This window comes from Hydrogenophaga sp. T2 (assembly GCF_049843535.1).
Lineage (GTDB): Bacteria > Pseudomonadota > Gammaproteobacteria > Burkholderiales > Burkholderiaceae_C > Hydrogenophaga > Hydrogenophaga crocea.
Genome location: NZ_JBBHZJ010000003.1, coordinates 91,203 through 115,954 on the forward strand (window position 1 = coordinate 91,203; position 24,752 = coordinate 115,954).

Genomic DNA, 24,752 nt, shown 5'->3' on the forward strand with positions numbered 1-24,752 from the left:
CACCCCCCTAAGCTGCCGGCCCATGCACCCCACCCACCCCCACCTGCCCGAGGGCATGCGCACCGGCGACGAGCGCATGGACAGCACGCACGACGGCTTCATGGACCTGATGCAGGCGCTGCGCGACACGCCGCCCACCGAGCGACTGCCCGCCTACGACGCGCTGGTGCGCCACACCGAAGCGCACTTCGCGCAGGAGGAGCAGTGGATGGCCGAGCTCGGCCTGCCGCCGCAGAACTGCCACGCAGGCCAGCACGCCAACGTGCTCGAGACCCTGCACGAGGTGGGCAAGCGCGCGCGCCAGGGCGACCTGGGCCTGATCGAGCGCATGCTCGACGCGCTCGACGAGTGGTTTGCGCTGCACGTGGTGGCCATGGACAGCGCGCTCGCCGACGCACTGCGCGCGCACGCGGCCGCTCAGCCCGAGGCCGCGCGTTCCCGCAGTTCGGTCTTGAGCACCTTGCCGTAGTGGTTCTTGGGCAGGGCCGACAGGAACACGTAGCGCTTGGGCCGCTTGAAGCGCGCGATGTGCGCGAGGCAGTGCGCGTCCAGCGCGGCCGCATCCACGACCGCACCCACGGTCGCACCCGCCGCGGCCGAGCCCTGCGGCACCACGAAGGCCACCACCGACTCGCCCCACTCGGCGTCGGGCGCACCCACCACCGCCACCTCGGCCACGCCGGGCGCGGTGAGCAGCACCTCTTCCACCTCGCGCGGGTAGATGTTGGAGCCGCCGCTGATGATCAGGTCCTTGCTGCGGTCCTTGAGCGTGAGGAAGCCGTCGGCGTCGAGCGCGCCGAGGTCGCCGGTCCAGAGCCAGCCGCCGCGCAACGCCGCGGCCGTGGCCTCGGGGTTGCGCCAGTAGCCCGCCATCACGGTGTCGCCCTGCACCAGCACCTCGCCGATCTCGCCGGGCGGCAGCGGCTCGCCGTCGGGGCCGGCCACGCGCACGCGCACCGGCGTCTGCGCCACGCCCACCGAGGCGATGCGCTCGGCGTGCCGCGGGTGCGCCGCGTCGGCCAGCACCGCGCGCGACAGCGCCGTGCCCGTCATCGGCGTTTCGCCCTGGCCGTAGATCTGCACGAAGCGCGGGCCCATCACGCGCAGCGCGCGCTGGATGTCGGCCGCGTACATGGGCGCGCCGCCGTAGACGATGGTCTTGTAGGCGCGCGCGCAGTCGCTCACCGACAGGCCCTGCGCCTCGGCGTGATCCACGATGCGCTTGACGATGGTGGGCGCGGCGAACAGCGATAGCGGCCCGAGCGCCAGGCCCAGCGCATGCAGCTCGGCGGCATCGAAGCCGCCCGAGGCCGGCACCGCGTGGCGGGCGCCTGCCATCAGGTGGGGAATGGCGTAGATGCCCGCGCCGTGCGACATGGGCGCGGCATAGGCGATCACGTCGTGCGCGGCGATGGGGTCGACGTCGTTGAAGTAGGTCAGCCCCATGGTCATGAGGTTGCGGTGCGTGATCATCACGCCCTTGGGCCGGCCGGTGGTGCCGCTGGTGTAGAACAGCCAGGCCGTGTCCTCGGGCCCGCGCTCCACGATGGGCGCGCCCTCGCCGCCCTCCAGCAGCGCCGTGGCCTCGGCCGATTCGGCGTCGATCACGGGCACGCCGGGCAGCGCTTCGCCCGCGGGCCAGACGTCGCGCGTGACGAAGGCGATCGAGGCCTGGGCGTTGTCGGCGATCCAGCGCACCTCGGCCGGGTGCAGCTTGGCGTTCACCGGCACCACCACCGCACCGGCCCACCAGGCGCCGAACAGCAGTTCGAGGTAGCGCGGGTGGTTGCGCATGAACAGCAGCACGCGCTCGCCCGGCTGCACGCCGCGTGCGCGCAGCGCCGCCGCCAGGCGGGCCGCGCGCGCGGCCCATTGCGCCGCGCTGGCGCTGCAGCGGCAGCCGTCGAACAGGGTGGGCCGATCGGGCGCGCGCCGCGCGTCGCGCGCCAGCAGGTGGGCCAGGTTCATGGGGCTTGTCTCCTCGTGGTCGCGGCATGGTAGCCGCGGCTCTGAAAATCTTTCACGCCGCGCTGTCGCACATTCACGTGCCCGGGCGGGGGCGGCTCGCTACCATCGCGCGCATCGTCCGAACAAGCGCCCGAGGAGACCTGGCATGACCGTGATCACCACCATCGAAGACCTGCGCGTGCTGGCGCAAAAGCGCGTGCCGCGCATGTTCTACGACTACGCCGATTCGGGCTCGTGGACCGAAGGCACCTACCGCGCCAACGAGTCCGACTTCCAGAAGATCAAGCTGCGCCAGCGCGTGGCCGTGAACATGGAGAACCGCAGCACGCGCACCACGATGGTGGGCGTGGACACGGCCATGCCGCTGGCGATCGCGCCCACCGGCCTCACGGGCATGCAGCACGCCGACGGCGAGATCCTCGCGGCGCGCGCAGCCCGCAAGTTCGGCATCCCGTTCACGCTCTCCACCATGAGCATCTGCTCGATCGAAGACGTGGCGCAGCACGCCGGCGAGGGCTTCTGGTTCCAGCTCTACGTGATGCGCGACCGCGCCTTCATCGAGCGCCTGATCGACCGCGCCAAGGCCGCGAACTGCGGCGCGCTGGTGCTCACGCTGGACCTGCAGATCCTGGGCCAGCGCCACAAGGACCTCAAGAACGGCCTGTCGGCGCCGCCCAAGCTCACGCTGGCCAACCTGATCAACATCGCGAGCAAGCCGCGCTGGGCGCTGGGCATGCTGGGCACGAAGCGGCGCCAGTTCGGCAACATCGTGGGCCATGTGCAGGGCGTGACCGACATGGCCAACCTCGGCGCCTGGACCGCGCAGCAGTTCGACCCCAAGCTCAACTGGGGCGACGTGGCGTGGATCAAGGAGCGCTGGGGCGGCAAGCTGATCCTCAAGGGCATCCAGGACGTGGAAGACGCCCGCATGGCGGTGGCCAGCGGCGCCGACGCGCTGATCGTGAGCAACCACGGCGGCCGCCAGCTCGACGGCGCGCAGAGCAGCATCGAGGCGCTGCCCGCGGTCGTGGCCGAGGTGGGCTCGAAGATCGAGGTGCACATGGACGGCGGCGTGCGCAGCGGCCAGGACGTGCTCAAGGCGCGCGCGCTGGGCGCACGCGGCTGCTACATCGGCCGCGCCTTCCTCTACGGCCTGGGCGCCATGGGCGAAGCGGGCGTGAGCAAGGCGCTCGAGATCATCCACAAGGAGCTCGACCTCACCATGGCCTTCTGCGGCCACACCAACATCGAGACGGTGGACAAGTCCATCCTGCTGCCGGGGACCTACCCGACGGCCTGAGGCCTCAGCGCAGCTCGTACACGAAGGTGCTCACCACGCGCAGCCGCTTCACGCGCGAGCCGTTGCTGTCGTGCTCGTTGCCGTCGGCGCCGCTGATGCTGATCACGCCCTGATTGGCCACCTTCAAGGGCCCCAGCTGCGCCCCCGCCTCGGCCGCGAACTTCTCGGCCTGCTCGCGCGCGTTGCGCGTGGCCTCGCTGAGCAGCGGGGCCTTCACGTCGTTGAAGCCGCGCAGCTGGTAGGCCGGGCCGGTCTGTCCCTCGCCGCTGATCTGCACGCCGGCCTGGATCAGCGGATCGACCGCGAGCGACGCGGCCTGCACCTCGGTCACCCGCGCCGACTTCACCAGCACCTGCCCCGTGCCGTTGAAGCGCAGCGGCTGCTGGCCACCGCCGTACTCGCGCGCGAACAGGTCCTGCACGGCCAGCGGGCGCACCTCGATCTCGTCGTCCTTGAAGCCGCGCGCCTTGAGAAAGGCCACCACCGCATCGCGGTCGCCGGCCAGCGCCTTCTGCACTTCGCCGAAGGCATTGCCGCCGCGGCGAAACGTGAGCGTCCAGATCGCGAAGTCGCTCTCCACGTCCTTCTCGGCCAGGCCTTTGACGGTCACGCTGCGGTCGGCGAGCCGGAAACGCTCCAGGCCCTGGCCGATGGTGAAGCCGGCCAGCGCCACGCCGGCGCCCACCAGGGCCGCCGCGAGCAATCGGGTGAGGGGATGGGTCATGGGGTCCTCCGCATCGGGCCGACCACGGGTGCAATCGGCATACCCGGGCATGGTAAGCGGGCTACGATCGCGGCGTGACCCTGCCGCGCCGCATCGCCCACCTCGACATGGACGCCTTCTTCGCGTCCGTGGAGCTGTTGCGCTACCCGCAGCTCAAGGGCCTGCCGCTGGTGATCGGCGGCGGCCGCCGGCGCGAGTCCGAGATGTTCGAGCGCCTGCGCGTGGCCTACCCCGAGACCGACTGGGGCCCCGATTCGCTCGACCGCATTCCGGTCGATTTCTTTCCGCTGCTGCGCGACTACGTGGGCCGCGGCGTGGCCACCACGGCCACCTACGCCGCGCGCCAGTTCGGCGTGGGCTCGGCCATGGGCCTCATGAAGGCCGCCAGGCTCTGCCCGCAGGCCATCCTGCTGCCGGTGGATTTCGACGAGGTGCGCCGCCTCTCGCGCACCTTCAAGCGCGTCATCACCGAGATCGCGCCGGTGATGGAGGACCGCGGCGTGGACGAGGTCTACATCGACTTCACCGAGGTGCCCGGCGGCCAGCGCGAGGGCGGGCGTGTGCTCGCGCGGCTGATCCAGAAGAGCATCTTCGAGGCCACCGGCCTCACCTGTTCGATCGGCGTGGCGCCCAACAAACTGCTCGCCAAGATGGCGAGCGAATTCAACAAGCCCAACGGCATCAGCATCGTCACACCCGGCGATATCGAACGCCTGATCTGGCCTCTGCCTTGTCGCAAGATCAACGGCGTGGGGCCCAAGGCCGACGCCCGGCTGCAGTCGCACGGCATCCAGACCATCGGCGAGCTCGCGGCGCGCGAGCGCGACTGGCTGGTGGCCCACTTCGGCAAGAGCTACGGCGCCTGGCTGCACGAGGCGGCCTGGGGCCGCGACGAGCGGCCCGTGGTGACCGAGAGCGAACCCGTGGGCCTGAGCCGCGAGACCACCTTCGAGCGCGACCTGCACGCGGTGCACGACCGCGCCGAGCTCGGCGCCATCCTCACGCGGCTGTGCGAGCAGGTGGCGGCCGACCTGCAGCGCAAGGGCTACCTCGCGCGCACCATCGGCGTGAAGCTCACCTACGTGGGCTTCAGCAAAGTCACGCGCGACCTCACGCTGGACGCGCCCACCAACGACGCCGCCGCCATCCGCCGCGCCGCCGGCCTGTGCCTCAAGCGCGTGGACCTCACGCGCCGCTTCCGCCTGCTGGGCGTGAAGTCGAGCAAGCTCGTCAAACCCGGGACAGCCGAGGCCGCGCCCGGCGACCAGAATGGCCCGCTTCCCAAGCCCCGAGACAAGGCCCACCGCGATGAACGCACCGACCTGCTTTTCCCTGAGCTGGACTGAAGACCACGTGGCGCACCTGGCGCTGAACCGGCCCGACACGCTCAACACCATGCACCCCACGTTCTGGCGCGAGCTCGACGCGCTGCTGCGGGGCATCCACGACGAAGGCCGGGCGCGCGCGCTCGTGATCAGCAGCACGGGCAAGCACTTCAGCGCCGGCATGGCGCTCGAGACCTTCGGCGGCGCCATCACCATGGACGACCAGAGCCCCGAGGGCCGCGCCGCGGTGTTCGACCTGCTCACCGACATGCAGGCCACCTTCACACGCCTCGAAACCCTGCGCGTGCCGGTGATCTTCGCGATCCAGGGCGGCTGCGTGGGCGGCGCGGTCGACCTCGTCACCGCGGGCTGCATCCGCTACGCCTCGGCCGACGCTTTCTTCTGCATCCAGGAAATCAACATCGGCATGGTGGCCGACGTGGGCACGCTGCAGCGGCTGCCCAAGCTGATCCCGCTCGGCGTGGTGAAAGAGCTCGCCTACACCGGCCGGCGGCTGGGCGCACAGCGCGCGCTCGCCGTGGGCCTGGTCAACGAGGTGTTCGACAGCCACGCCGCCACCGTCGACGCCGCGCTGAAGTGCGCGCGCGAGATCGCGGCCAAGCCGCCCGTGGCCATCTGGGGCACCAAGCAGGCCGTGAACTACGCGCGCGACCACTCGGTCGACGACAGCCTGCGCCAGATGGGCTGGCTGCAAGGCGCGATCTGGAGCAACGCGCACGTGCGCGAGGCCATTGCCGCGGCCCAGGACCGCCGCCCCGGCCGGTTCACGCCGCTCGCGCCGCTGCAGTCCTTCATGGACGCCGGTCAGGGCTGAGGCGCTGGCGTTAACCTCGCCGGCATGCTGACCCTCATCAACCCCCACCACGCCGAACACGCGGGCCGCCAGGAAATGTTCCGTGGCCGCCTCGTGGACTGCCACGAAGTGCCCGACCGCCTGCACTACGTGCGCGACGAACTCCAGCGCCGCGCGATCGGCCCGCAACGCCCGCCCGAGGTGGGCGACGCCGTGCTCGACGCGGCCCTGGCCCGCGTGCACGAGCCGCGCTACCTGCACTTCCTCGCGAACGCCTGGGACGACTGGGTCGCGCTGGACCCCGCCAACGCGCAGCGCGACGCCCTGCCCTCGGTCTGGCCGCTGCCCCAGGCCCACGCCTTCCGCCACGACCGCGTGCCGCTCAATGCCGCGGCGCGGCTGGGCCTGTTCGCCTTCGACTCGGGCACGCCGCTCATGGCCGGCACCTGGCGCGCCGCGCGCGCGGGCGCGGCCTGCGCGCTGGCCGCGGCCCAGGCCGTGCTGGCCGGCGAGCGCAGCGCCTTCGCGCTCACGCGGCCGCCGGGGCACCACGCGGGCCCGGGCTTCTATGGCGGCTACTGCTTCCTCAACAACGCGGCCATCGCGGCCCAGGCGCTGCGCGACGGCGGCCATGCACGCGTGGCCGTGCTCGACGTGGACTACCACCACGGCAACGGCACACAAACGATCTTCTACGAGCGCGCCGACGTGCTCACGCTCTCGCTGCACGGCGATCCGCACACCGAGTACCCGTTCTTCCTCGGCCATGCCGACGAAACCGGCGCGGGCGCGGGCGAAGGCTTCAACCGCAACTGGCCACTGCCCCGCGGCACCGGCACCGCGGCCTGGCGCGCGGCGCTCGACGAGGCCCTGCAGGCCGTGGCCGGCTTCGGCGCCACCGCGCTGGTGGTGCCGCTGGGCCTGGACACCTACGAAGGCGATCCGATCTCGGGCTTCGAGCTGCGCTCGGGCGACTACCCGGCGATCGGCGCGGCGCTGGCCGCGCTCGGCCTGCCCACGGTGTTCACCTTCGAAGGCGGCTACGCGGTGGCCGAGGTGGGCGTGAATGCAGCCAACCTGCTCGAAGGCTTCGAACGCGCGGCCTGAAGCGGACGCGCGTTCGAAAAAGTGCCCTGCGACGATCCATCGTTCGCAGGGCCTAACGACCCCCCGCCTGATGGAGAAGGGGGCCGGATCAGGGGACCTTGGGGAAAAGAAACCGGCCGATCAGATGGCCTTGTAGAGGATGTAGTCGGCCTGGTACTGCACGATCTGCTTGGCGCCCACGTTGCCCGCGGCGCAGGCGGTGGCCGGGGCCACGCCACCCTTGGTGGCCACGCGCTGCACGTAGGTCACGCCCTGGTAGGCGCCCATGCCGGTGGCCGGGTTGGCCTTGACCAGTTGCAGCGGGATGTTGCCGGCGGGCGCCGGCGACACCGCCACCTGCGCGCCGGTGAACTTGGAGCCGTCCATGGATTCCCAGGTGGCCGGCGGGCCGTAGTACTTGCCCACCTGCTTGCCCGCGCGGTCGAGCAGCTTGGCGTCGGGGCCCACGAACACCCACTCGAACTGGCCGGCCGCGTCTTTCTTGGCGCGGCACTCGTAGGTGATCTCGCCCACGCCCACGGTCTCCATGGCCACCTTGTGGCCGGCGGGCACCTTCACGGCGTCGGGCAGGCCGTCTTGCGAAAACATGGGCTTGGCGCCCATGCCGGTGGCGCAGGCGGTCATGGCGAGAACGGCCGCTGCGGCCAGGGTCGATTTGAGGATCATGGAAAAGCTCCGTTGAAAGTGAAGGAAGGGTTCTGCGATCGGTGGCACCGGTGCATGGCCGGCGCCTGTTGTGCAAGGCACGCTCCGGGTACGCAGGGCCGGCCCACGCCGGATTCGAATGCCCGAGTAATCCGCTCGGTGATGGACTTCACGCCGCGGCCCGCCGGGGCGGTGAATCCGGCGTCGCGTCAGCGGCGTAAAGGAAAGAGCCAGCACAATGCGCCGCATGAGCGCGAACCCCGACGACCTCCTCATGACCCTGATCGACCGCATTGCCCAGCGCGACGAAGCCGCGCTCAAGGCGCTCTACGACCTCTGCGGGCGCAAGCTCTACGGGCTGTCGATGCGCGTCGTCGGCACGGCCGAACTGGCCGAGGACGTGCTACAGGAAACCTTCCTGCAGGTCTGGCGCAGCGCGGCCGACTACCGCGCCACGCTGAGCCCGCCCATGGCCTGGCTCGGCCTGATCGTGCGCAGCCGCTCGCTCGACTGCCTGCGCCGGCGGGCGGCCGAACGCACCCACCTCACGCAGGAAATCGACGAGACCCTGGCCGAGACGCTCGAAGGCGATTCGCCCAACCCCATGGACACCAACCTCGCGAGCCAGCAGGCCTGGGCGCTGCACCAGTGCCTGGGACAGCTCGAGAACAAGCAGCGCGAGGTGATCAGCCTGGCCTACCTGCGCGACCTCAGCCACGGCGAACTCGCCGAACGGCTCGCCCTGCCGCTGGGCACGGTCAAGACCTGGATCCGTCGTGGGCTGGACAAGCTGCGCGACTGCATGAAGCAGTTCGCCTGAGGGGAGCGCCATGCAATTGCACAAACACCCCGAGCTGACACAGCGGCTGGCCGCCGCCCATGCGCTGGGCACGCTGCGCGGCGGCGCGCGGCGGCGCTTCGAAGCCATCGCGCGCGAGCAGCCCGCCGTGCGCGCGGCCGCCATCGAGTGGCAGATCCGCGTCGGCAGCCTCAACGAACTGCAGCCCGCGGCCGAGCCCGGGCCGCAGGTGTGGACGCGCATCCTGAACCTGGTGCATGCCGAGCAGGAACAGGCCGCGCTGCAGCGCCAGCGCGCGTCGGCCGCGCCCATCACGGCGGCCTCGGCGCGCGGCGGCTGGTGGAACCACCTCGCCCTGTGGCGCGGCGCCGGCCTGGCCGGTGTGGCGGTGGCCGTGCTCGCGGCCCTGCTCGTGCCCGGCCTGCAGCGCGACGCCGGTGAACGCGCGGCCCAGGTGGCCGCGCTGCAGCAGGACCTGCAGCAGCGCGACGCGCGCGTGGCCCAGCTCGAGCGCGAGCTGCAGGCCGCGCCCGAGGTGCGCTACGTGTCGGTGCTCACCGACGACAAGAACCAACCCGCGGTGCTCGTGACCTTCGACGGCCGCAACAACCGCCTGAGCCTGCAGCGCGTGGGCAACTTCCGCGAGGCGGCCGACCGCTCGCTGCAGCTCTGGGCCGTGCCGCCCGGGGCCACGCCGCGCTCGCTGGGCGTGCTCACGCCCGAGCGGCTGCTGCAACTCGCGTCGAGCGAGAACGCGGTGCGGGAGATCCCGCTGCTCGCGATCAGCCTGGAGCCGCTGGGCGGCGTGCCGGGCGACCGCGGCCCCACGGGCCCGGTGCTGTTCCATGGCGCGCTGATCCAGAAGCAGATCTGAGCGCGGCGGGCAAAAAAAAGCCGGCACAGGTGCCGGCTTTTTTCATGGGCGTGACCGCCCGGGGCTGCGCTCAGTAGCGCGGGCCGCTGCTGCGGTAACCACCGCCGGTGCCAGCCTCTTTGGGGCGCGACACGTTGACGACGATCTGGCGACCGTCGACCGACTGGCCGTTGAGGCCGTTGATGGCGGCCTGAGCCTCGGCTTCGGAAGCCATTTCGACAAAGCCGAAACCCTTGGAACGGCCGCTGTCGCGATCGACCATGACCTTGGCGGAGGCCACGGCACCGTATTCGGAGAAGTTGTGACGAAGCGAGTCGTCGTTGACGGAGTAGGGCAGATTGCCCACGTACAGTTTGCTGCTCATGACTGAGCCTTTCGAAGAAGCGGGACGGCCTGCAATGGGCACGGACCCGCGAGAGAAGGCGGTGGCCGCGTGAAGGCGGGCCGCCTGAGGGGCCGCCCCGCCCCGCAAGGGACCGGACGGCCAGTGATCGACCGTGCAGGGACGGCGAAGCCCGCGATGCTACGCGCGAAGTGCCGAATCACCTAAGCATTTCGCGATTTCGCGGCGCGGGGTGACCGACGGTCATTGCCGCGCGGTGCGCACATTGGCCGGCGGCTGCTGCGGATGGCTGCTGCGCCAGGGGTTGATGTCCAGACCGCCGCGGCGCGTGTAGCGCGCGTACACCGCGAGCTTGGTGGGCTTGCAGCGCGTCCACACGTCCATGTAGATGCGCTCCACGCACTGCTCGTGGAATTCGTTGTGGTTGCGAAAGCTCACCAGGTACTGCAGCAGGCCGGCCTGGTCGATCTGGGGGCCGCTGTAGGCGATCTGCACGCTGCCCCAGTCGGGCTGGCCCGTGACCAGGCAGTTGCTCTTGAGCAGGTGGCTCACCAGGGTTTCGCTCACGGGCTGCTCGTCGAAGGCGGCGCCGAGCAGTTCGGGCGCGGGCTGGTAGCGCGTGCACTCCACGTCGAGGCGGTCGAGGTTCACGCCGTCGAGCTCGTGGATGGGTTCGGCGTCGAAACGCTCGGGCGCGATCAGCTTTACGCCCACGCCGCTCTGCACCGCGCCGCCGTGCCACACGGCGGCGCTGAGGTCGGCGCGCAGCCGCTCACGCACCGCGTCGGCGCTGTCGAAGGGCGTGTTGTTGAAGCTGTTGAGGTAGAGCTTGAAGGACTTGCTCTCGACGATGTGCGTGCTCTCGCAGGGCACGGTGATGTGCGCCAGCGCCACCTGCGGCTTGCCGCGGCGGTTGAGCCACGAGAGCTCGTAGGCGGTCCAGAGGTCGCAGCCCATGAAGGGCACGCTGCCGGTGATGCCGATCTCGCGCCGCTTGGTTTCGCGCGGCAAGGGGTACAGCAGGCTGGAGTCGTAAACGTCGACGTAGGCCGAGGCCTTGCCGAGCTGGGACTGTTCGGGGGTGTTGGCGCTCATGGGAGAAGGCTCAGGCGAACTCGCGCTCGCGCAGCCATTTGGTGGCGACCCACTTCTCGCCCTCGAGCACGGGCGCGCCGCCGTGCAGCGTGCGGGTCGAGGGATGGGGCCGGTCGTAGCTGAAGAACACGGCGTGACCGCGCACCGGGGCCACTTCAAGGCCGACGTCGGGGAAGGTGGTGCCGCCGCCGCGCGTGGGCTCGTTGAGGCACATCACCAGCGTGGCCACGCGCTGGCCGCCGCGCTTGAGGATGGTGGGCGTGCCGGGCTCGGCGGGGTCGAAGTAGTCGTAGTGCGGCTTGTACTCGGCGCCCGGGCGGTAGTGCAGCACCTGCACGCCCTCGCCGTTCTCCACCGGCCAGCCCACGAGCCGCGCGATGCGCGCTTCCACCGCGCTCACCTCGGGCGTCTGGCCGCGCGCGAAGAACATGCCGTTGCTGGTGCGGTCGGGGTTCATCTCTTCGCCGCCGGTGGTGGTCTGCACGGTGAGCGAGCGCGCCATGCGCGGCTTGGCCGACTCGATGATGGCGTCGCACTCCTCGGGGCTGAGCAGGTTGCCCAGCACCACCACGCGCGGGTGGTTCAGGTGGGTGATGACGTCGACCCAGCGGTCGCCCGCGTCGATGCGGCGTGGCGAGCCCGAGAGGTCGATGTGCGGCATCTGCGCGCTCACGCCGAGCGCGGCGTTCACCGCCTCGCGCACCTCCGGCGCGGCCTGCGCAAGCTGCTGCGGCGTCACCGAACCCAGGTGTTCGAGCAGCGTGCGTTCGAGCGCCTGCTCGGCCACGGGCTGCTGCCAGCCGGCGTCGAGCATGGCCTTGAGCACGGATTCGGGCGAGAAGCCGGCGCTGGCCTGCTCGATGATCCAGCGGCGCAGTTCGGGGGTGACGGTCTGGCTCATGCGGATCCTCCGGGGGTCAGGCCTTGGCTTCGCGGCGGAAGACCAGGCGGTCGGGCTCGGACAAGGCGGCCTCGAAGCGGTAGCCCTCGAGGTCGAAGCCCTTGAGTTGTTCGGGGGTGCTGACGCGCTGCTGCACCGCCCAGCGCACCATGAGGCCGCGCGCGCGCTTGGCCATGAAGCTGATCACTTTGTAGCCCGCGCCCTTGCGCTCCTCGAACACGCAGCTCAGCACGCGCGGCTGCAGCGCCTTGCGGTCCACGGCCTTGAAGTACTCCTCGCTCGCGAGGTTCACCACCACCGGGCTCTTGTCGGCCCGGGCGCGCTCGTTGAGGTACTCGGCGATGCGGCTGCCCCAGAACGCGTAGAGCGAGCCGCCGTGCGCGGTCTTGAGGCGCGTGCCCATTTCGAGCCGGTAGGGCTGCATCCAGTCGAGCGGGCGCAGCACGCCGTAGAGCCCGCTCAGGATGCACAGGTGCTGCTGCAGCCAGTCGAGGTCGTCGGCCGAGAGGGTTTTGGCGTCGAGCCCGCCGTAAACGTCGCCGTCGAAGGCCAGCACCGCCTGCTTGGAATTCTTCGCGCTGAACCGGGGGCTCCAGGCCTCATAGCGCGCCGCGTTCAGCGCCGAGAGCTTGTCGGACAGGTCCATCAGCGTTGCAATCTCCTGCGGCGACTTCTCGCGCATCACCGCCACGAGCTCGCTGGCCTGCGGCACGAACAGCGGCTGCGTGTGCGTCTTGACGTGGGGCGGGGTCTCGTAATCGAGGGCCTTGGCGGGCGAGATGAGGAAGAGCATGCAGGGCTTCGGGGAGAGGGGGTATCCGGGGCAGCGGTGATTATCGGTGCGCGTCCGACCAACGGCGGGCCGCAGGGTCGCCCCACCCCAGGGTCAGAATTACGCTTTGGGAAATTGATTTCGCTATGGTAAATTTCGTCCACCGTTTCCGGAGACCGCCATGACGCCAGCCACGCCCCTTGCCGACCTGCCCGCGCCGGCCCCGATCCAGCAGTTGCACCACTACGCCTACCGCGCGCGCGACGCGGAGGAAACGCGGCACTTCTACGAGGACATCCTGGGCCTGCCGCTGTACCACATCATCCAGAGCGACCACGTGCCCAGCACGGGCGAGTACTGCCCGTACACCCACTTCTTCTTCCGCCTGCAGGACGGCTCGTTCATCGCGTTCTTCGACCTCGGCGACGACGAAGCCGCCCTGCCCAGCCCCAACACGCCCAAGTGGGTCAACCACATCAGCTTCCGCGTCAACAGCGTGCAGGAGCTCGAGAACACCAAGGCGCGGCTGCAGGCCCACGGCATCGAGGTGCTGGGCGTGACCGATCACCACATCTTCAAGAGCATCTATTTCTTCGACCCCAACGGCATCCGCCTGGAGCTCACCGCCCAGCTCGCCGACGAGTTCCAGATGCTGCAGGAAAGCAAGACCGCACACGCGCGCCTGAACGAATGGACGGCGCGCAAGGAGCAGTGGCGCCGCGAGCGCGCCGAGGGCAAGTCGAGCGCGCCGCTCAAGCCGCAGCAGAACGACCGGCCCGAGGTGGCGGCGCGGGCTGTCAAGGGTTGATCTTTCTCCGGAGGCACCGGTTGGCGGCGCCAGGGCGGGAGGGCTCCGCGAATGTCCCCCGGACGGCTGCGCCGTCCTCCTCCTTTATCTCGCTGCGCCCTCCCGCCCTGCCACCGCCCCCCTCCGAGGCATTCGACCCATGAAGACAACCACGCCACTTCAGCCCGCGAGTGTGGGGTGCTTCGCGCAGCGGCATAAAGGAGGAGGCCCTGCGCAGCAGGGCCGGGGGACAGCCGCGGAGTGGAGTACCCCGCGATCGCGGGCGTGCGCGAGGTGCAACGCGCGAAGCGCCCGCATGACGACCCGAGGAACAAGGACATGACGTACAAAGAAGTCGCCCACACCAACGGCTACGAGTTCACGCAGGGCGGCGGCTACGAGCTGCCGACCTACCCCTTCGTGCCGCCGCCCGAAATCGGCAGCGGCGCGCCCGCGAAGCACCCCATCGTGATCGTGGGTGGCGGCATCACCGGCCTCACGCTGGCCTGCTCGCTCGCGCGCCTGGGCGTGCCGGCCATCCTCATCGACGAGGACGACACCGTGGGCGTCAAGGGCGCGTCCTCGCGCGGCATCTGCTACACGCAGAAATCGCTCGAGATCTTCGAGCGCCTGGGCATCTACGAACACATCGCGGCCAAGGGCGTGCAATGGAGCGTGGGCCGCACCTACGCGGGCCACGACGAGGTCTACAGCTTCGACCTGCGCCAGCAGGGCGGCTACCGCCTGAGCCAGCAGCCGCCCTTCATCAACATCCAGCAGTTCTACATCGAGGCCTTCCTGGTCGACCGCATCAACGCGCTCGGCCACGTGGCGCTGCGCTGGCGCAACCGCCTCACGGCCTTCGAGCAGGATGAACATGGCGCGCTGCTGAGCATCGAGACGCCCGCGGGCGCGTACCAGGTGCGCGCCGAGCACGTGATCGACGCCACCGGCTCGGCCAGCCCGCTGCGCAAGTGGCTGCAGGTGCCCTTCGACAGCAAGCGCGGCGACGACCGCTGGTGCATCGCCGACGTGCGCTTCACCACCCGCCCGCCGCAGGAACGCCACACCTGGATCGAAGCGCCCTTCAACGAGAACCGCGCCGTGTGGCAGCACCTCATGGGCGACGACGTGTGGCGCATCGACTACCAGATGGCGCCGAACGCCGACCCGGCCTACGTGAGCCGCGAAGACGTGGTGCGCGAGCGCCTGGCGCGCCAGTTCGGGCCGGACGTCGAGGTCGAGATCGTGTGGGTCGGCCCCTACGCCTACCGCAGCGAGTGCGTGCACGCCATGCGCCACGGCCGCGTGTTTTTCATGGGCGACTCGGCCAAGGTGGTGAGCCCCTTCGGCGCGCGCGGCGGCAACACCGGCGTGGCCGACGCCGACAACCTGGCCTGGAAGCTCGCCGCCGTGATGCGCGGCCGCGCCGCGCCCGCGCTGCTGGAGAGCTACGGCGACGAGCGCCTGGAGGCCGCGCGCGAGAACGTGCGCGTGACCAACCGCACCGCGCGCTTCCTGCGCCCGGCCGACGGCATCGAACGCACCTACCGCAACGCCGCCATCGCCCTGGCCAAGCGCCACGCGTTCGCGCGCCCGCTGATCAACACCGGCCGCATGGCCGTGGCCAACCCCTACACGCGTTCGCGCGCCTGCCTCTACGGCGAGGGCAGCGCGGCCGGCCAATCGGTGCAGAACGTGGCCTTCGCCTGGGCCGACGGCCGCGAGGGCCGGCTCAACCAGCTGCTCGACTGGGCCGCGGGCGACCTGCTGCTGCTGTGCTTCGGCCCGCTCTCGCGCGCCGACCGCAACCGGCTCGCGGGCCTGAGCGCGACCGCGCCGCTGCGCGTGGTGCAGGTGGTGGGCGCGGACGACGCCGCCCAGTGCCTGGAGCACGTGCGCGACCTGAAGGGCGCGCTGCGCGACGCCTGTCAGGCTGCCGCGGGCGGCTGGGCCCTGGTGCGGCCCGACGCCTACCTCGCGGCCCATGGCCGCGCCGTGAACGCGGATCTGGTGCAGGCCATCGGCCTGGCGCTGGGCCTCACCGGAGTGAACGCATGATCACCACCCCGAACTGGCAGGACGCCGACACCTTCTACGAGCAGCTGCTCGACGCCCAGGCCGATCTCTCGCCCGAGCAGATCCAGGCCTTCAGCGCGCGCCTGATCCTGCTGCTGGCCAACCAGGTGGGCGACGCCCGGGTGCTGGCCGACTGCATCGCCGCGGCCCGCGAAGCGCTCTGAGCGCAGCGGCCGGGCACAGGGGCGGCCGCTAAAATCGCCGCTTCCCCCGTCTCATCCAACGGCATCCCGCGGGATGCCGTTGTCATTCTGGCGCGTCCCATGACCGACACCGTGCAGCAACCTGGCCTCGCTTCGCTGGCCAAATCCTTCGAACCCGCACCGATCGAGGCCCAGTGGGGCCCCTGGTGGGAGCAGCGCGGCGTGGGCCGCGCGGGCTTTCGCGGCACCGGCGCGGCGCGCGAGGGCGCACCGGCGTTCTGCATCCAGCTGCCGCCGCCGAACGTGACCGGCACCCTGCACATGGGCCACGCGTTCAACCAGACCATCATGGACAGCCTCACGCGCTACCACCGCATGATGGGCGCGAACACGCTGTGGGTGCCGGGCACCGACCACGCGGGCATCGCCACGCAGATCGTGGTCGAGCGCCAGCTGCAGGAGCAAAAGACCAGCCGCCACGACCTGGGCCGTGACGCCTTCACGAAAAAGGTCTGGGAGTGGAAGGAGAAGAGCGGCAACACCATCACGGGCCAGATGCGCCGCATGGGCGACACCGTGGACTGGTCGCGCGAGTACTTCACCATGGACGACAAGCTCTCGGCCGTGGTCACCGAGACCTTCGTGCGCCTGTACGAGCAGGGCCTGATCTACCGCGGCAAGCGCCTGGTCAACTGGGACCCGGTGCTCAAGTCGGCCGTGAGCGACCTCGAGGTGGAGAGCGAGGAGGAAGACGGCTTCCTCTGGCACATCCGCTACCCGCTGAGCGATGGCAGTGGCTCGGTGGTGGTGGCCACCACGCGCCCCGAGACCATGCTCGGCGACACCGCGGTGATGGTGCACCCCGAAGACGAGCGCTACACCGCGATCGTGGGCAAGACCGTGAAGCTGCCGCTGTGCGAGCGCGAGATCCCGGTGATCGCCGACGACTACGTCGACCGCGCCTTCGGCACCGGCGTGGTCAAGGTCACGCCCGCGCACGATCACAACGACTACGCCGTGGGCCAGCGCCACGGCCTGCCCATCATCGGCGTGCTCACGCTCGACGCCGCGATCAACCAGAACGCGCCGGCGAAGTACCAGGGCCTGGACCGCTTCGCCGCGCGCAAGGCCGTGGTGGCCGACCTCGAGGCCCAGGGCCTGCTGGTGGAGACCAAGAAGCACCGCCTCATGGTGCCGCGCTGCGCGCGCACCGGCCAGGTCGTCGAGCCCATGCTCACCGACCAGTGGTTCGTGGCCACCACCAAGGTCAGCGAGCAGGACCCCACGGGCAAGAGCATCGCGCAGAAGGCCATCGACGCCGTGGCCTCGGGCGAGGTGCGCTTCGTGCCCGAGAACTGGGTCAACACCTACAACCAGTGGATGGGCAACATCCAGGACTGGTGCATCAGCCGCCAGCTCTGGTGGGGCCACCAGATTCCCGCCTGGTACGACGAAGAGGGCCGCATCTACGTGGCGCGCAACGAGGCCGAGGCGCAGGCCCAGGCCCCGGGCAAAACGCTCACGCGCGACCCCGACGTGCTCGACACCTGGTACTCGTCGGCGCTGGTGCCCTTCAGCACCATGGGCTGGCCGAACACCGAAGGCGGCGCCACCGGCGACTACGACCTCTACCTGCCGAGCTCGGTGCTGGTCACGGGCTACGACATCATCTTCTTCTGGGTCGCTCGCATGATCATGATGACGACCCACTTCACCGGCCGCGTGCCCTTCCGCCACGTCTACATCCACGGCCTGGTGCGCGACGCCCAGGGCCGCAAGATGAGCAAGAGCGAAGGCAACGTGCTCGATCCGGTGGACCTGATCGACGGCATCGCGCTGCCGCCCCTGCTCGAAAAGCGCACCACCGGCCTGCGCAAGCCCGAGACCGCGCCGCGCGTGCGCAAGGACACCGAGAAGGAATTCCCCGAGGGCATTCCCGCCTACGGCGCCGACGCGCTGCGCTTCACCTTCGCGGCCCTGGCCTCGCTGGGCCGCAGCATCAACTTCGACAGCAAGCGCTGCGAGGGCTACCGCAACTTCTGCAACAAGCTCTGGAACGCCACGCGCTTCGTGCTCATGAACTGCGAGGGCCACGACTGCGGCCTGAAAGAGCACACCAAGGACGAGTGCGCCGTGGGCCAGCCCTTCCATGGCTACCTGAGCTTCAGCCAAGCCGACCGCTGGATCTCGTCCACGCTGCAGCGCGTGGAAGCCGAGGTCGCCAAGGGCTTCGCCGAGTACCGGCTCGACAACGTCGCCAACGCGATCTACGACTTCGTCTGGAACGAGTTCTGCGACTGGTACCTCGAGATCGCCAAGGTGCAGGTGCAGACCGGCGATGCATCGCAGCAGCGCGCCACGCGCCGCACCCTGATCCGCACGCTCGAGGCCATCCTGCGCCTGGCGCACCCGCTGATCCCCTTCATCACCGAGGAACTCTGGCAGAAGGTGGCGCCCGTGGCCGGCCGCGCGGGCGAGTCGGTGGCGCTGGCCGCCTACCCGGTGAGCCAGCCCGAACGCATCGACGAAACCGCCGAGGCCCACGTGGCGCGCCTGAAGAAGCTGGTGGACGCCTGCCGCACGCTGCGCGGCGAAATGGGCGTGTCACCGGCCCAGCGCCTGCCGCTGTACGCCGTGGGCGACGCCGACTTCCTGCGCGCGGCCGCGCCGGTGCTGCAGTCGCTGGCCAAGCTCGCCGAGGTGCGCGTGTTCGACGACGAGGCCGCCTGGGCGCAGGCCGCGGGCGCCGCGCCCGTGGCCGTGGTGGGCGAAGCCCGCCTGTGCCTGTTCATGGAAATCGACGTCGCCGCCGAAAAGGCCCGCCTGGGCAAGGAAGCCACGCGCCTGCAGGCCGAGATCGCCAAGGCCCAGGCCAAGCTCGCCAACGAAGGCTTCGTCGCCCGCGCTCCCGCGGCCGTGATCGAGCAGGAAAAGCAGCGCGTGGCCGACTTCAGCGCCACGCTGGAGAAGGTGCAGGCGCAACTGTCACGCCTGAAGTAACACCACCCAGAGATGCCGCGGAACCGGCTTCGCCGGGCCGCAGGCATTGCCCCCCTGGGGGGGTCGCGCACAGCGCGGCGGGGGGGTGTCTAGTCCCTATCCAGCGCCGCCAGCGACGCCCACTGCGAGGGCGTGGCCGCCTGCGGATCGCCCGATTCGGGAAAGCCCGTGCTGTCGAGCGCGGCGAAATCGCTGCTGTTGTGGTCGCGGCGCGCGTCTTCGGGCGAGAGCGTTTCGTGGATGCGGCGCGCCAGGTACCAGCTCGCGCGCAGCTTGGCCTCGCGCGTGTGCGAACCCAGGCGCGGCGTGAGGTGCAGGTTGGGAATGCCGTGCAGCGGCGAGCCCGGTGCGGCGAACTGCGGGTTGGCGCCGTCGAGCAGGCAGGCGTCGATGCGGCCGTCGCACAGCGCCAACGCCAGCGCTTCCTGGTCGAACAGCGCGCTGCGGCTCACGCCCACCCAGAGCTGGCCGGGCTTGCAGTGGTTGAGCAGGCGCTCGTTGATCCAGCCCTTGAAGCGCGAGGCATAGACCATCTGCAGCGAGATCGCGTCGGAGCGCTCCATGAGCTCGGGCAGGGGCACGGGCTCCACGCCGAGCTTGTCCCAGAGCTCGGCCGCGTGGTGCACGGCCGGGTCGTAGCCGATCACGCGCACGCCCAGGCTGCGCAGCATGGGCGCCAGGGTGTGGGCCACGGGCGCCAGGCCCAGCAGGCCCACGGTGCTGCCCGCGAGTTCGCGGCCCATGCGCACCTGCGCGAGCTTGCGGCCCAGCAGCGCGCTCACCATGCCGCGGCGGTACAGCATGAGCAGGCCGTAGAGCAGGTATTCGGCGTTGGAGCGCACCGTGGCGCTGCGCGCCTGCAGCACGCGGATGCCGCGGCGCGAGCAGGCCTCGAGATCGGTGTTGTCGCTGGAGATCTGCATGCGCGCGACCATTTGCAGGTTCTGCGCGTGCTCGAGGAATTCGGCCGAGACGATCACGTGTGGCGGCACCACGATGGCGCGCGCCTCGGCCACGGCCTGCCGCAAGGCGACAGGGTCGTCAGCGAGTTCGGGTTGGTAGACGACCTGGTAGCGCTCCTGCAGCCACGCCAGGGCCTCGGGCACCAGCGGGTCGACAAGCAGGACGTCCATGGCGCGTCTCACCGGCGCTTGAGCACCGAGATGTGGTCGCCGCCCACGGTTTCCTGGTGCACCAGCAGGTTGCCGGTCTGTTTGGCGAAGGCCTGGAAATCGCGCACGGAGCCGGCGTCGGTGGCCACGACCTTGAGCGTCTGGCCGCTGAGCATGTCGGCCAGGGCCTTCTTGGCCTTGAGGATGGGCAGCGGGCAGTTCAGGCCCCGGGCATCGAGTTCTCGGTCAGCGGCGATCATGGAAGTGGAGGCTCCGTCGGGTAACGCTGCATTTTAGGCGGCACGCGCGTTCGGCGTGTCGTCCAGGAATGTCGGGGTGATGCCGCGTGACAAAAGCCACTGTGCCAGGGCCAGACCGGTGCCGGCGCGCCAACAACGCACCTGCTCGGGCGCCAGCAGCCGGTATTCGGCGAGCTCGGGCGACAGGCGCACCTGGCCGCGACAACGCGCATGGTAGGTGATGATGACCTGGTTCATGCGCTGGAAATCGTGCACCGCCACCAGCGACAAGGCCTCGGTCTGCAGCGCGGTTTCTTCGGCGATCTCGCGCCGGATGCCGTCCTCGGGCGTTTCGCCGGCCTCCATGAAACCGGTGATGAGCCCGAAAAAGCGCCCCTGCCAGGCGGCGTTGCGGGCCAGCAGCACCTGGCCGTCGAGCTCGACGATGGCCGCGAGCACCGGCGTGGGGTTGTTCCAGTGCGTGTAATCGCAGGCCGTGCAACGCAGGCGCTGCTTCTCGCCGCCATCTTCGAGCTGCGTGACGGGCTGCAGCGGCGTGGCGCACTGCGGGCAGAAGCGGAAGTCGCCGGCCATGGGCTGCGCGCTCAGGCCGGGAACACGCCGGTCGAGAGATAACGATCGCCGCGGTCGCAGACCACGAAGACGATGGTGGCGTTCTCCACCTGGCGCGAGACCTGCAGCGCGGTCCAGAGCGCGCCCGCGGCCGAGATGCCGCCGAAGATGCCTTCTTCGCGCGCCATGCGACGCGCCATGTCTTCGGCGTCGCCCTGGGTCACGTAGATCAGCTCGTCCACGGCCTTGGGGTCGTAAATCTTGGGCAGGTATTCCTGCGGCCACTTGCGGATGCCCGGGATGCGCGAGCCTTCGCTGGGCTGGGCGCCCACGATGCGCACCGAGGGGTTCTTTTCCTTGAGAAAGCGCGACACGCCGGTGATGGTGCCCGTGGTGCCCATGGCGCTCACGAAGTGCGTGATGCGCCCGCCGGTCTGCTCCCACAGCTCGGGACCGGTGGTTTCGTAATGGATGCGCGGGTTGTCGGGGTTGGCGAACTGGTCGAGCACGCGGCCCTTGCCCTCGGCTTCCATCTTGTCGGCCAGGTCACGTGCCGACTCCATGCCGCCGCTCTTGGGCGTGAGGATGAGCTCGGCGCCGAAGGCCTTCATGGTCTGGGCGCGTTCGATGGACAGGTCCTCCGGCATGATGAGCACCATGCGGTAGCCCTTGATGGCCGCGGCCATGGCGAGCGCGATGCCGGTGTTGCCCGAGGTGGCTTCGATCAGCGTGTCGCCGGGCTTGATGTCGCCGCGCTCTTCGGCGCGGCGGATCATGGACAGCGCGGGCCGGTCTTTCACCGAACCGGCGGGGTTGTTGCCTTCGAGTTTGGCCAGGATGACGTTGCCGCGCGCCTGGTTTTCCGCAGCACCGATGCGCTGCAGCGCGACCAGCGGCGTGCGGCCGATCGCGTCTTCGATGGTGGGGTATTGCATGGGTGCACTGTGCCATAATCCGCCCCCTTCCCTCCGGCCGGGGTGGCGAAATCGGTAGACGCAGGGGATTCAAAATCCCCCGCCGCAAGGCGTGTCGGTTCGAGTCCGACCCTCGGCACCATGGAGACGCAACAGCCCGGCCCCGCCGGGCTGTGTTGTTTCTGGCGCCGCCTCAGGCCCTCAAGCCCTGCGCCACCGTGGGGTAGCGCAGGCGCAGCCGCAGCTCCTGCTTGAGCCGGTGATTGCGCAGCCGGCGCGACTCGCCCATGAAGCTCAGCAGCATCAGCGGCAACTGGTCCTGGGCCGCATCGCGCGCCACGCGCGGCGGACGCGGCAGGCCGTACACGTCGGCCGCGAGGTCGAAGTAATCGCCCATCTTGAGCTCGGTGTCGTCCACCGCGTGCACCACGCGCTGCGCGCGGCCGCGCCACAGCGCGAGCGCGCAGGCGCGCGCCAGGTCGTCGGCGTGCACGTGGTTGGTGTAGACGTCGTCTTCGGGCCGCAGCACCGGCGTGCCGCGCAGCAGGCGCTCGCGCGGCGTACCGCCCGCGCGGTCGTTGGCGTAAATCCCCGGAATGCGCAGGATGCTCGCGCGCACCGACAGCGCGCGGCCCAGCCAGCGCACGCGGTCTTCGGCGTCGACGCGGCGCGCGGCGCGCGGCGTGTGCGGCCGCACGGGCTGCGATTCGCTGGTCCAGGCGCCGCCGCGGTCGCCGTAGACGCCGGTGGTGGAGCCATACACCAGCGACAGCGGCGGCGTGCGCTGCGCGAGCACCCGCACCAGGGCGCGCGTGCGGGTGTCCATGCGCCAGTCGCTCATGTCCTGCGAGGGCGGGGGCGCCAGGTGCAGCACGCGCGAGGCCAGGCCCGCGAGACGGCGCAGGCTGGCCGGCTCGTCGAGGTTGCCCACCAGCGGCGTGAGGCCCGCGCCGCGCAGTTCGTCGGCGCGACCCGGACTCGAGGTGAGCGCGATCACGCGCGCGCGCCGGCCCTGGGCCGCGCCGAGTTCGCGCGCGGCCCGCAGGCCGACGTCGCCACAACCCACGATCAACACCCGTTCACGGCGAAAGCGTGCGGGCAAGGCTCCGAGAAAAGGCATGCGGAATGGTTTTTGCGACAATGCGCGGTTGCATTTTCCGGGGCGCGCTGCGCATGCGGCCCCGTCCGAACGAGCCCGCGAGTATGACATTCACCATCACCGTGCAGCCCAGCGGCCGCAGCTTCTCCGCCACCGCCGACGAGTCCCTGCTGGCCGCCGGCATCCGCCAGGGCATCGGCCTGCCCTACGGCTGCAAGGACGGCGCCTGCGGCTCCTGCAAGTGCAAACTGCTCTCGGGCAGCGTGGTCCACGGCCCGCACCAGAGCAAGGCCCTGAGCGCCGACGAAGAGGCCGCGGGCTACATCCTCACCTGCTGCGGCAGCGCGCAGAGCGACGTGGTGATCGAGTCGCGCCAGGTGACCGAGGTCGGCGCCTTCCCGATCAAGAAGATGCCCGCGCGCGTGAGCAGCCTCAGCCGTGCCTCGCACGACGTGATGGTGCTGCGCCTGCAACTGCCTGCGAGCGACACCTTCCAGTACCGCGCCGGCCAGTACGTGGAGTTCATCCTGCGCGACGGCGACCGCCGCAGCTACTCGATGGCCAACGCGCCGCACACCCAGGCCGAACAGCCGGGTCTCGAACTGCACCTGCGCCACATGCCGGGCGGCAAGTTCACCGACCCGGTGTTCAGCACGATGAAGGAGAAGGACATCCTGCGCATCGAAGGGCCGTTCGGCAGCTTCTTCCTGCGCGAGGAGAGCGACAAGCCCATGATCCTGCTGGCCTCGGGCACGGGCTTCGCGCCCATCAAGGCCATCGTCGAACACATGCGCTTCAAGGGCATCAACCGCCCGGCCACGCTCTACTGGGGCGGCCGCCGCCCCGGCGACCTGTACCAGAGCGCCTGGATCGAGGAACAGCTCGCGGCCATGCCGAACCTGCGCTACGTGCCGGTGGTGTCCAACGCCGAACCCGAAGACGCCTGGACCGGCCGCACCGGCTTCGTGCACCGCGCGGTGCTCGAAGACCATGCCGACCTCAGCGGCTTCGAGGTCTATGCCTGCGGCGCGCCCATCGTGGTGGAATCGGCCAAGCGCGACTACGTGGCGCAGGCCGGCCTGCCCGAAGAGTGCTTCTACGCCGACTCGTTCACGAGCGCCGCCGACAAGGTTTGAGCGCCCCCACCACAGGAGACACGCCATGATCAACCGCCGCCATGCCCTGGCCCTGGCCACCGCCGCCCTCGCGCTGCCCTCGTGGGCCCAGGCGCGCACCACACGCATCGTGGTGCCCTTCGCGGCCGGCGGCCCGATCGACGTGACCGCGCGCATCCTGGCCGACGCGGTGAAAGACACGCTGGGCACGGTGATCATCGAGAACCGGCCCGGCGCGGGCGGCAACATCGGCGTGAGCCAGGTGGCCAAGGCCGCGCCCGACGGCCTCACGCTGGGCATCGCCACCACGGCCTCGCACGGCATCAACCCCTGGCTGTTCAAGCAACTGCCCTACGACCCCGCGAAGGATTTCGCGCCCGTGACGCAGATGCTGCGCGTGCCCAACGTGCTCGTGATGAACGCCGACACCGCGCAGCGCCTGAAGATCGCCAGCGTGCCCGACCTGATCCGCTACGCCAAGGCCAACCCGGGCCGGCTCAACTACGGCTCGGGCGGCAACGGCAGCGCGGGCCACCTCGCGGGCGAGCTGTTCAAGAACCAGGCCGGCATCTTCGCGGTGCACATTCCGTACAACGGCGGCAACCCGGCGCAGCTGGGCCTGCTGTCGGGCCAGGTCGATTTCAACTTCGACAACCTCGCCACCGCCGCGGCCAACATCCGCGCGGGCAAGCTCAAGGCCCTGGCCGTGACCACCGCGCAGCGCAGCAGCGTGATGCCCGATGTGCCCACCGTGGCCGAGGCCCTGCCCGGCTTCGAGATCGACACCTGGTGGGGCCTGGTGGCGCCCGCGGGCACGCCCGCCGACGTGGTGGCCCAGCTCAACGCGGCCTTCAACAAGGCGCTGCAGTCGGCCGACGTGAAGGCCAAGTTCGCGGCCCTCATGGCCGAGCCCACGCCCACCACGCCGCAGGCCTTCGGCGACTTCATGAACCGCGAGCGCGCGAAGTACGAGCGCGTGGTCAAGCTCAGCGGCGCCAAGGTCGACTGACGCGCCCGGCCCCGG

25 protein-coding genes and 1 tRNA gene are annotated in these 24,752 nt (G+C 70.3%); 14 read left to right on the forward strand and 12 right to left on the reverse strand.

Annotation, left to right across the window (positions count from 1 at the left end):
• Window positions 1-22 precede the first annotated feature (22 nt).
• Window positions 23-469 carry a hemerythrin domain-containing protein gene (locus WDZ95_RS07490; RefSeq protein ID WP_425777406.1) on the forward strand — a complete coding sequence of 149 codons (447 nt, stop codon included), beginning with the start codon at window positions 23-25 and terminating at the stop codon, window positions 467-469.
• On the opposite strand, the gene WDZ95_RS07495 is transcribed toward WDZ95_RS07490, so the two are convergent.
• A complete protein-coding gene (locus WDZ95_RS07495; RefSeq protein WP_425777408.1) occupies window positions 418-1,968 on the reverse strand; it encodes an AMP-binding protein in 1,551 nt (516 codons plus the stop codon). The genes WDZ95_RS07490 and WDZ95_RS07495 overlap by 52 nt on opposite strands.
• A gap of 145 nt (window positions 1,969-2,113) precedes the next feature.
• Between WDZ95_RS07495 and WDZ95_RS07500 the strand changes: the two genes are divergently transcribed.
• Window positions 2,114-3,268 carry an alpha-hydroxy acid oxidase gene (locus WDZ95_RS07500; RefSeq protein WP_425777410.1) on the forward strand — a complete coding sequence of 385 codons (1,155 nt, stop codon included), beginning with the start codon at window positions 2,114-2,116 and terminating at the stop codon, window positions 3,266-3,268.
• A gap of 4 nt (window positions 3,269-3,272) precedes the next feature.
• Here WDZ95_RS07500 and WDZ95_RS07505 read toward each other — a convergent pair whose 3' ends face one another.
• The gene (locus tag WDZ95_RS07505; protein ID WP_287468768.1) at window positions 3,273-3,992 is read right to left on the reverse strand and encodes an SIMPL domain-containing protein; all 720 of its coding nucleotides are present in this window, start codon (window positions 3,990-3,992) and stop codon (window positions 3,273-3,275) included.
• Window positions 3,993-4,099: 107 nt separating this feature from the next.
• On the opposite strand from WDZ95_RS07505, the gene WDZ95_RS07510 reads away from it, so the two are divergent.
• From WDZ95_RS07510 to WDZ95_RS07520, 3 genes are read left to right on the forward strand one after another with little or no spacing between them, the layout of a single operon-like run.
• A complete protein-coding gene (locus WDZ95_RS07510; RefSeq protein WP_425778052.1) occupies window positions 4,100-5,338 on the forward strand; it encodes a Y-family DNA polymerase in 1,239 nt (412 codons plus the stop codon).
• Window positions 5,301-6,152 (forward strand): enoyl-CoA hydratase-related protein, encoded by an 852-nt coding sequence (locus WDZ95_RS07515; RefSeq protein WP_287468767.1) that lies wholly within the window; start codon window positions 5,301-5,303, stop codon window positions 6,150-6,152. Before WDZ95_RS07510 ends, WDZ95_RS07515 begins: the two co-directional genes overlap by 38 nt.
• A 24-nt stretch (window positions 6,153-6,176) precedes the next feature.
• Window positions 6,177-7,238, forward strand: coding sequence for a histone deacetylase family protein (locus WDZ95_RS07520; RefSeq protein ID WP_425777412.1), 1,062 nt, complete (start codon window positions 6,177-6,179; stop codon window positions 7,236-7,238).
• A gap of 120 nt (window positions 7,239-7,358) precedes the next feature.
• Here WDZ95_RS07520 and WDZ95_RS07525 read toward each other — a convergent pair whose 3' ends face one another.
• Window positions 7,359-7,904, reverse strand: a complete 546-nt coding sequence (locus WDZ95_RS07525) for a DUF3455 domain-containing protein (RefSeq protein ID WP_287468765.1) — start codon at window positions 7,902-7,904, stop codon at window positions 7,359-7,361.
• A 217-nt stretch (window positions 7,905-8,121) separates the two neighbouring features.
• On the opposite strand from WDZ95_RS07525, the gene WDZ95_RS07530 reads away from it, so the two are divergent.
• Together WDZ95_RS07530 and WDZ95_RS07535 are read left to right on the forward strand one after the other, a co-directional pair.
• On the forward strand, window positions 8,122-8,703 hold the full coding sequence (locus WDZ95_RS07530) for an RNA polymerase sigma factor (protein WP_425777415.1): 582 nt from the start codon (window positions 8,122-8,124) through the stop codon (window positions 8,701-8,703).
• A gap of 10 nt (window positions 8,704-8,713) precedes the next feature.
• Window positions 8,714-9,556 (forward strand): anti-sigma factor, encoded by an 843-nt coding sequence (locus WDZ95_RS07535; protein ID WP_425777417.1) that lies wholly within the window; start codon window positions 8,714-8,716, stop codon window positions 9,554-9,556.
• A 70-nt stretch (window positions 9,557-9,626) separates the two neighbouring features.
• Here the strand turns inward: WDZ95_RS07535 and WDZ95_RS07540 are convergent, their stop codons facing one another.
• The 4 genes from WDZ95_RS07540 to yaaA all read right to left on the reverse strand — a co-directional run bounded on the left by WDZ95_RS07540 (window position 9,627) and on the right by yaaA (window position 12,688).
• Window positions 9,627-9,962, reverse strand: a complete 336-nt coding sequence (locus WDZ95_RS07540; protein WP_425777419.1) for an RNA recognition motif domain-containing protein — start codon at window positions 9,960-9,962, stop codon at window positions 9,627-9,629.
• A gap of 180 nt (window positions 9,963-10,142) precedes the next feature.
• Window positions 10,143-10,994 (reverse strand): NADPH-dependent 7-cyano-7-deazaguanine reductase QueF, encoded by an 852-nt coding sequence (gene queF, locus WDZ95_RS07545; RefSeq protein ID WP_425777420.1) that lies wholly within the window; start codon window positions 10,992-10,994, stop codon window positions 10,143-10,145.
• 10 nt (window positions 10,995-11,004) lie between these two features.
• Window positions 11,005-11,895: a 2OG-Fe(II) oxygenase gene (locus tag WDZ95_RS07550; RefSeq protein WP_425777422.1), complete on the reverse strand. Its 891-nt coding sequence runs from the start codon at window positions 11,893-11,895 to the stop codon at window positions 11,005-11,007.
• 16 nt (window positions 11,896-11,911) lie between these two features.
• Window positions 11,912-12,688 carry a peroxide stress protein YaaA gene (gene yaaA / locus WDZ95_RS07555; protein WP_425777424.1) on the reverse strand — a complete coding sequence of 259 codons (777 nt, stop codon included), beginning with the start codon at window positions 12,686-12,688 and terminating at the stop codon, window positions 11,912-11,914.
• 160 nt (window positions 12,689-12,848) lie between these two features.
• Here yaaA and WDZ95_RS07560 point away from each other — a divergent pair, with 160 nt between their 5' ends.
• The 4 genes from WDZ95_RS07560 (at window position 12,849) to WDZ95_RS07575 (ending at window position 18,676) form a co-directional block, all read left to right on the forward strand.
• The gene (locus tag WDZ95_RS07560) at window positions 12,849-13,475 is read left to right on the forward strand and encodes a VOC family protein (RefSeq protein WP_425777426.1); all 627 of its coding nucleotides are present in this window, start codon (window positions 12,849-12,851) and stop codon (window positions 13,473-13,475) included.
• A 318-nt stretch (window positions 13,476-13,793) separates the two neighbouring features.
• Window positions 13,794-15,515 carry an FAD-dependent oxidoreductase gene (locus tag WDZ95_RS07565; RefSeq protein WP_425777428.1) on the forward strand — a complete coding sequence of 574 codons (1,722 nt, stop codon included), beginning with the start codon at window positions 13,794-13,796 and terminating at the stop codon, window positions 15,513-15,515.
• The gene (locus WDZ95_RS07570; RefSeq protein ID WP_425777430.1) at window positions 15,512-15,697 is read left to right on the forward strand and encodes a DUF2783 domain-containing protein; all 186 of its coding nucleotides are present in this window, start codon (window positions 15,512-15,514) and stop codon (window positions 15,695-15,697) included. Before WDZ95_RS07565 ends, WDZ95_RS07570 begins: the two co-directional genes overlap by 4 nt.
• A gap of 99 nt (window positions 15,698-15,796) precedes the next feature.
• Window positions 15,797-18,676 (forward strand): valine--tRNA ligase, encoded by a 2,880-nt coding sequence (locus WDZ95_RS07575; protein ID WP_425777432.1) that lies wholly within the window; start codon window positions 15,797-15,799, stop codon window positions 18,674-18,676.
• A gap of 89 nt (window positions 18,677-18,765) precedes the next feature.
• Here the strand turns inward: WDZ95_RS07575 and WDZ95_RS07580 are convergent, their stop codons facing one another.
• The 4 genes from WDZ95_RS07580 to cysM are packed head-to-tail and all read right to left on the reverse strand — an operon-like array spanning window position 18,766 to window position 21,535.
• Window positions 18,766-19,809: an NAD(P)-dependent oxidoreductase gene (locus WDZ95_RS07580; RefSeq protein ID WP_166227403.1), complete on the reverse strand. Its 1,044-nt coding sequence runs from the start codon at window positions 19,807-19,809 to the stop codon at window positions 18,766-18,768.
• 8 nt (window positions 19,810-19,817) lie between these two features.
• Window positions 19,818-20,045 (reverse strand): sulfurtransferase TusA family protein, encoded by a 228-nt coding sequence (locus WDZ95_RS07585; protein ID WP_166231234.1) that lies wholly within the window; start codon window positions 20,043-20,045, stop codon window positions 19,818-19,820.
• Between the two features lie 36 nt (window positions 20,046-20,081).
• Window positions 20,082-20,621 (reverse strand): NUDIX hydrolase, encoded by a 540-nt coding sequence (locus tag WDZ95_RS07590; RefSeq protein ID WP_166227404.1) that lies wholly within the window; start codon window positions 20,619-20,621, stop codon window positions 20,082-20,084.
• Window positions 20,622-20,632: 11 nt separating this feature from the next.
• Complete coding sequence (cysM, locus tag WDZ95_RS07595) at window positions 20,633-21,535, reverse strand: cysteine synthase CysM (RefSeq protein WP_425777435.1); 903 nt, start codon at window positions 21,533-21,535, stop codon at window positions 20,633-20,635.
• A 36-nt stretch (window positions 21,536-21,571) separates the two neighbouring features.
• Between cysM and WDZ95_RS07600 the strand changes: the two genes are divergently transcribed.
• A tRNA-Leu gene (locus WDZ95_RS07600) sits at window positions 21,572-21,656 on the forward strand.
• A gap of 51 nt (window positions 21,657-21,707) precedes the next feature.
• Here WDZ95_RS07600 and WDZ95_RS07605 read toward each other — a convergent pair.
• Window positions 21,708-22,634 (reverse strand): SDR family oxidoreductase, encoded by a 927-nt coding sequence (locus WDZ95_RS07605; protein WP_425777437.1) that lies wholly within the window; start codon window positions 22,632-22,634, stop codon window positions 21,708-21,710.
• An 83-nt stretch (window positions 22,635-22,717) separates the two neighbouring features.
• Between WDZ95_RS07605 and WDZ95_RS07610 the strand changes: the two genes are divergently transcribed.
• Both WDZ95_RS07610 and WDZ95_RS07615 read left to right on the forward strand, forming a co-directional pair.
• Window positions 22,718-23,749, forward strand: coding sequence for a CDP-6-deoxy-delta-3,4-glucoseen reductase (locus WDZ95_RS07610; RefSeq protein WP_425777439.1), 1,032 nt, complete (start codon window positions 22,718-22,720; stop codon window positions 23,747-23,749).
• A 25-nt stretch (window positions 23,750-23,774) separates the two neighbouring features.
• Window positions 23,775-24,737, forward strand: coding sequence for a Bug family tripartite tricarboxylate transporter substrate binding protein (locus WDZ95_RS07615; protein ID WP_425777441.1), 963 nt, complete (start codon window positions 23,775-23,777; stop codon window positions 24,735-24,737).
• The last annotated feature ends 15 nt before the right edge of the window (window positions 24,738-24,752 follow it).

Bases quoted from the DNA above. Each gene is read 5' to 3' on its own strand.
- WDZ95_RS07490 (WP_425777406.1), top strand. From the start codon at position 23: ATGCACCCCACCCACCCCCACCTGCCCGAGGGCATGCGCACCGGCGAC.
- WDZ95_RS07495 (WP_425777408.1), bottom strand. From the start codon at position 1,968: ATGAACCTGGCCCACCTGCTGGCGCGCGACGCGCGGCGCGCGCCCGAT.
- WDZ95_RS07500 (WP_425777410.1), top strand. From the start codon at position 2,114: ATGACCGTGATCACCACCATCGAAGACCTGCGCGTGCTGGCGCAAAAG.
- WDZ95_RS07505 (WP_287468768.1), bottom strand. From the start codon at position 3,992: ATGACCCATCCCCTCACCCGATTGCTCGCGGCGGCCCTGGTGGGCGCC.
- WDZ95_RS07510 (WP_425778052.1), top strand. From the start codon at position 4,100: ATGGACGCCTTCTTCGCGTCCGTGGAGCTGTTGCGCTACCCGCAGCTC.
- WDZ95_RS07515 (WP_287468767.1), top strand. From the start codon at position 5,301: ATGAACGCACCGACCTGCTTTTCCCTGAGCTGGACTGAAGACCACGTG.
- WDZ95_RS07520 (WP_425777412.1), top strand. From the start codon at position 6,177: ATGCTGACCCTCATCAACCCCCACCACGCCGAACACGCGGGCCGCCAG.
- WDZ95_RS07525 (WP_287468765.1), bottom strand. From the start codon at position 7,904: ATGATCCTCAAATCGACCCTGGCCGCAGCGGCCGTTCTCGCCATGACC.
- WDZ95_RS07530 (WP_425777415.1), top strand. From the start codon at position 8,122: ATGCGCCGCATGAGCGCGAACCCCGACGACCTCCTCATGACCCTGATC.
- WDZ95_RS07535 (WP_425777417.1), top strand. From the start codon at position 8,714: ATGCAATTGCACAAACACCCCGAGCTGACACAGCGGCTGGCCGCCGCC.
- queF (WP_425777420.1), bottom strand. From the start codon at position 10,994: ATGAGCGCCAACACCCCCGAACAGTCCCAGCTCGGCAAGGCCTCGGCC.
- WDZ95_RS07550 (WP_425777422.1), bottom strand. From the start codon at position 11,895: ATGAGCCAGACCGTCACCCCCGAACTGCGCCGCTGGATCATCGAGCAG.
- yaaA (WP_425777424.1), bottom strand. From the start codon at position 12,688: ATGCTCTTCCTCATCTCGCCCGCCAAGGCCCTCGATTACGAGACCCCG.
- WDZ95_RS07560 (WP_425777426.1), top strand. From the start codon at position 12,849: ATGACGCCAGCCACGCCCCTTGCCGACCTGCCCGCGCCGGCCCCGATC.
- WDZ95_RS07565 (WP_425777428.1), top strand. From the start codon at position 13,794: ATGACGTACAAAGAAGTCGCCCACACCAACGGCTACGAGTTCACGCAG.
- WDZ95_RS07570 (WP_425777430.1), top strand. From the start codon at position 15,512: ATGATCACCACCCCGAACTGGCAGGACGCCGACACCTTCTACGAGCAG.
- WDZ95_RS07575 (WP_425777432.1), top strand. From the start codon at position 15,797: ATGACCGACACCGTGCAGCAACCTGGCCTCGCTTCGCTGGCCAAATCC.
- WDZ95_RS07580 (WP_166227403.1), bottom strand. From the start codon at position 19,809: ATGGACGTCCTGCTTGTCGACCCGCTGGTGCCCGAGGCCCTGGCGTGG.
- WDZ95_RS07590 (WP_166227404.1), bottom strand. From the start codon at position 20,621: ATGGCCGGCGACTTCCGCTTCTGCCCGCAGTGCGCCACGCCGCTGCAG.
- cysM (WP_425777435.1), bottom strand. From the start codon at position 21,535: ATGCAATACCCCACCATCGAAGACGCGATCGGCCGCACGCCGCTGGTC.
- WDZ95_RS07605 (WP_425777437.1), bottom strand. From the start codon at position 22,634: ATGCCTTTTCTCGGAGCCTTGCCCGCACGCTTTCGCCGTGAACGGGTG.
- WDZ95_RS07610 (WP_425777439.1), top strand. From the start codon at position 22,718: ATGACATTCACCATCACCGTGCAGCCCAGCGGCCGCAGCTTCTCCGCC.
- WDZ95_RS07615 (WP_425777441.1), top strand. From the start codon at position 23,775: ATGATCAACCGCCGCCATGCCCTGGCCCTGGCCACCGCCGCCCTCGCG.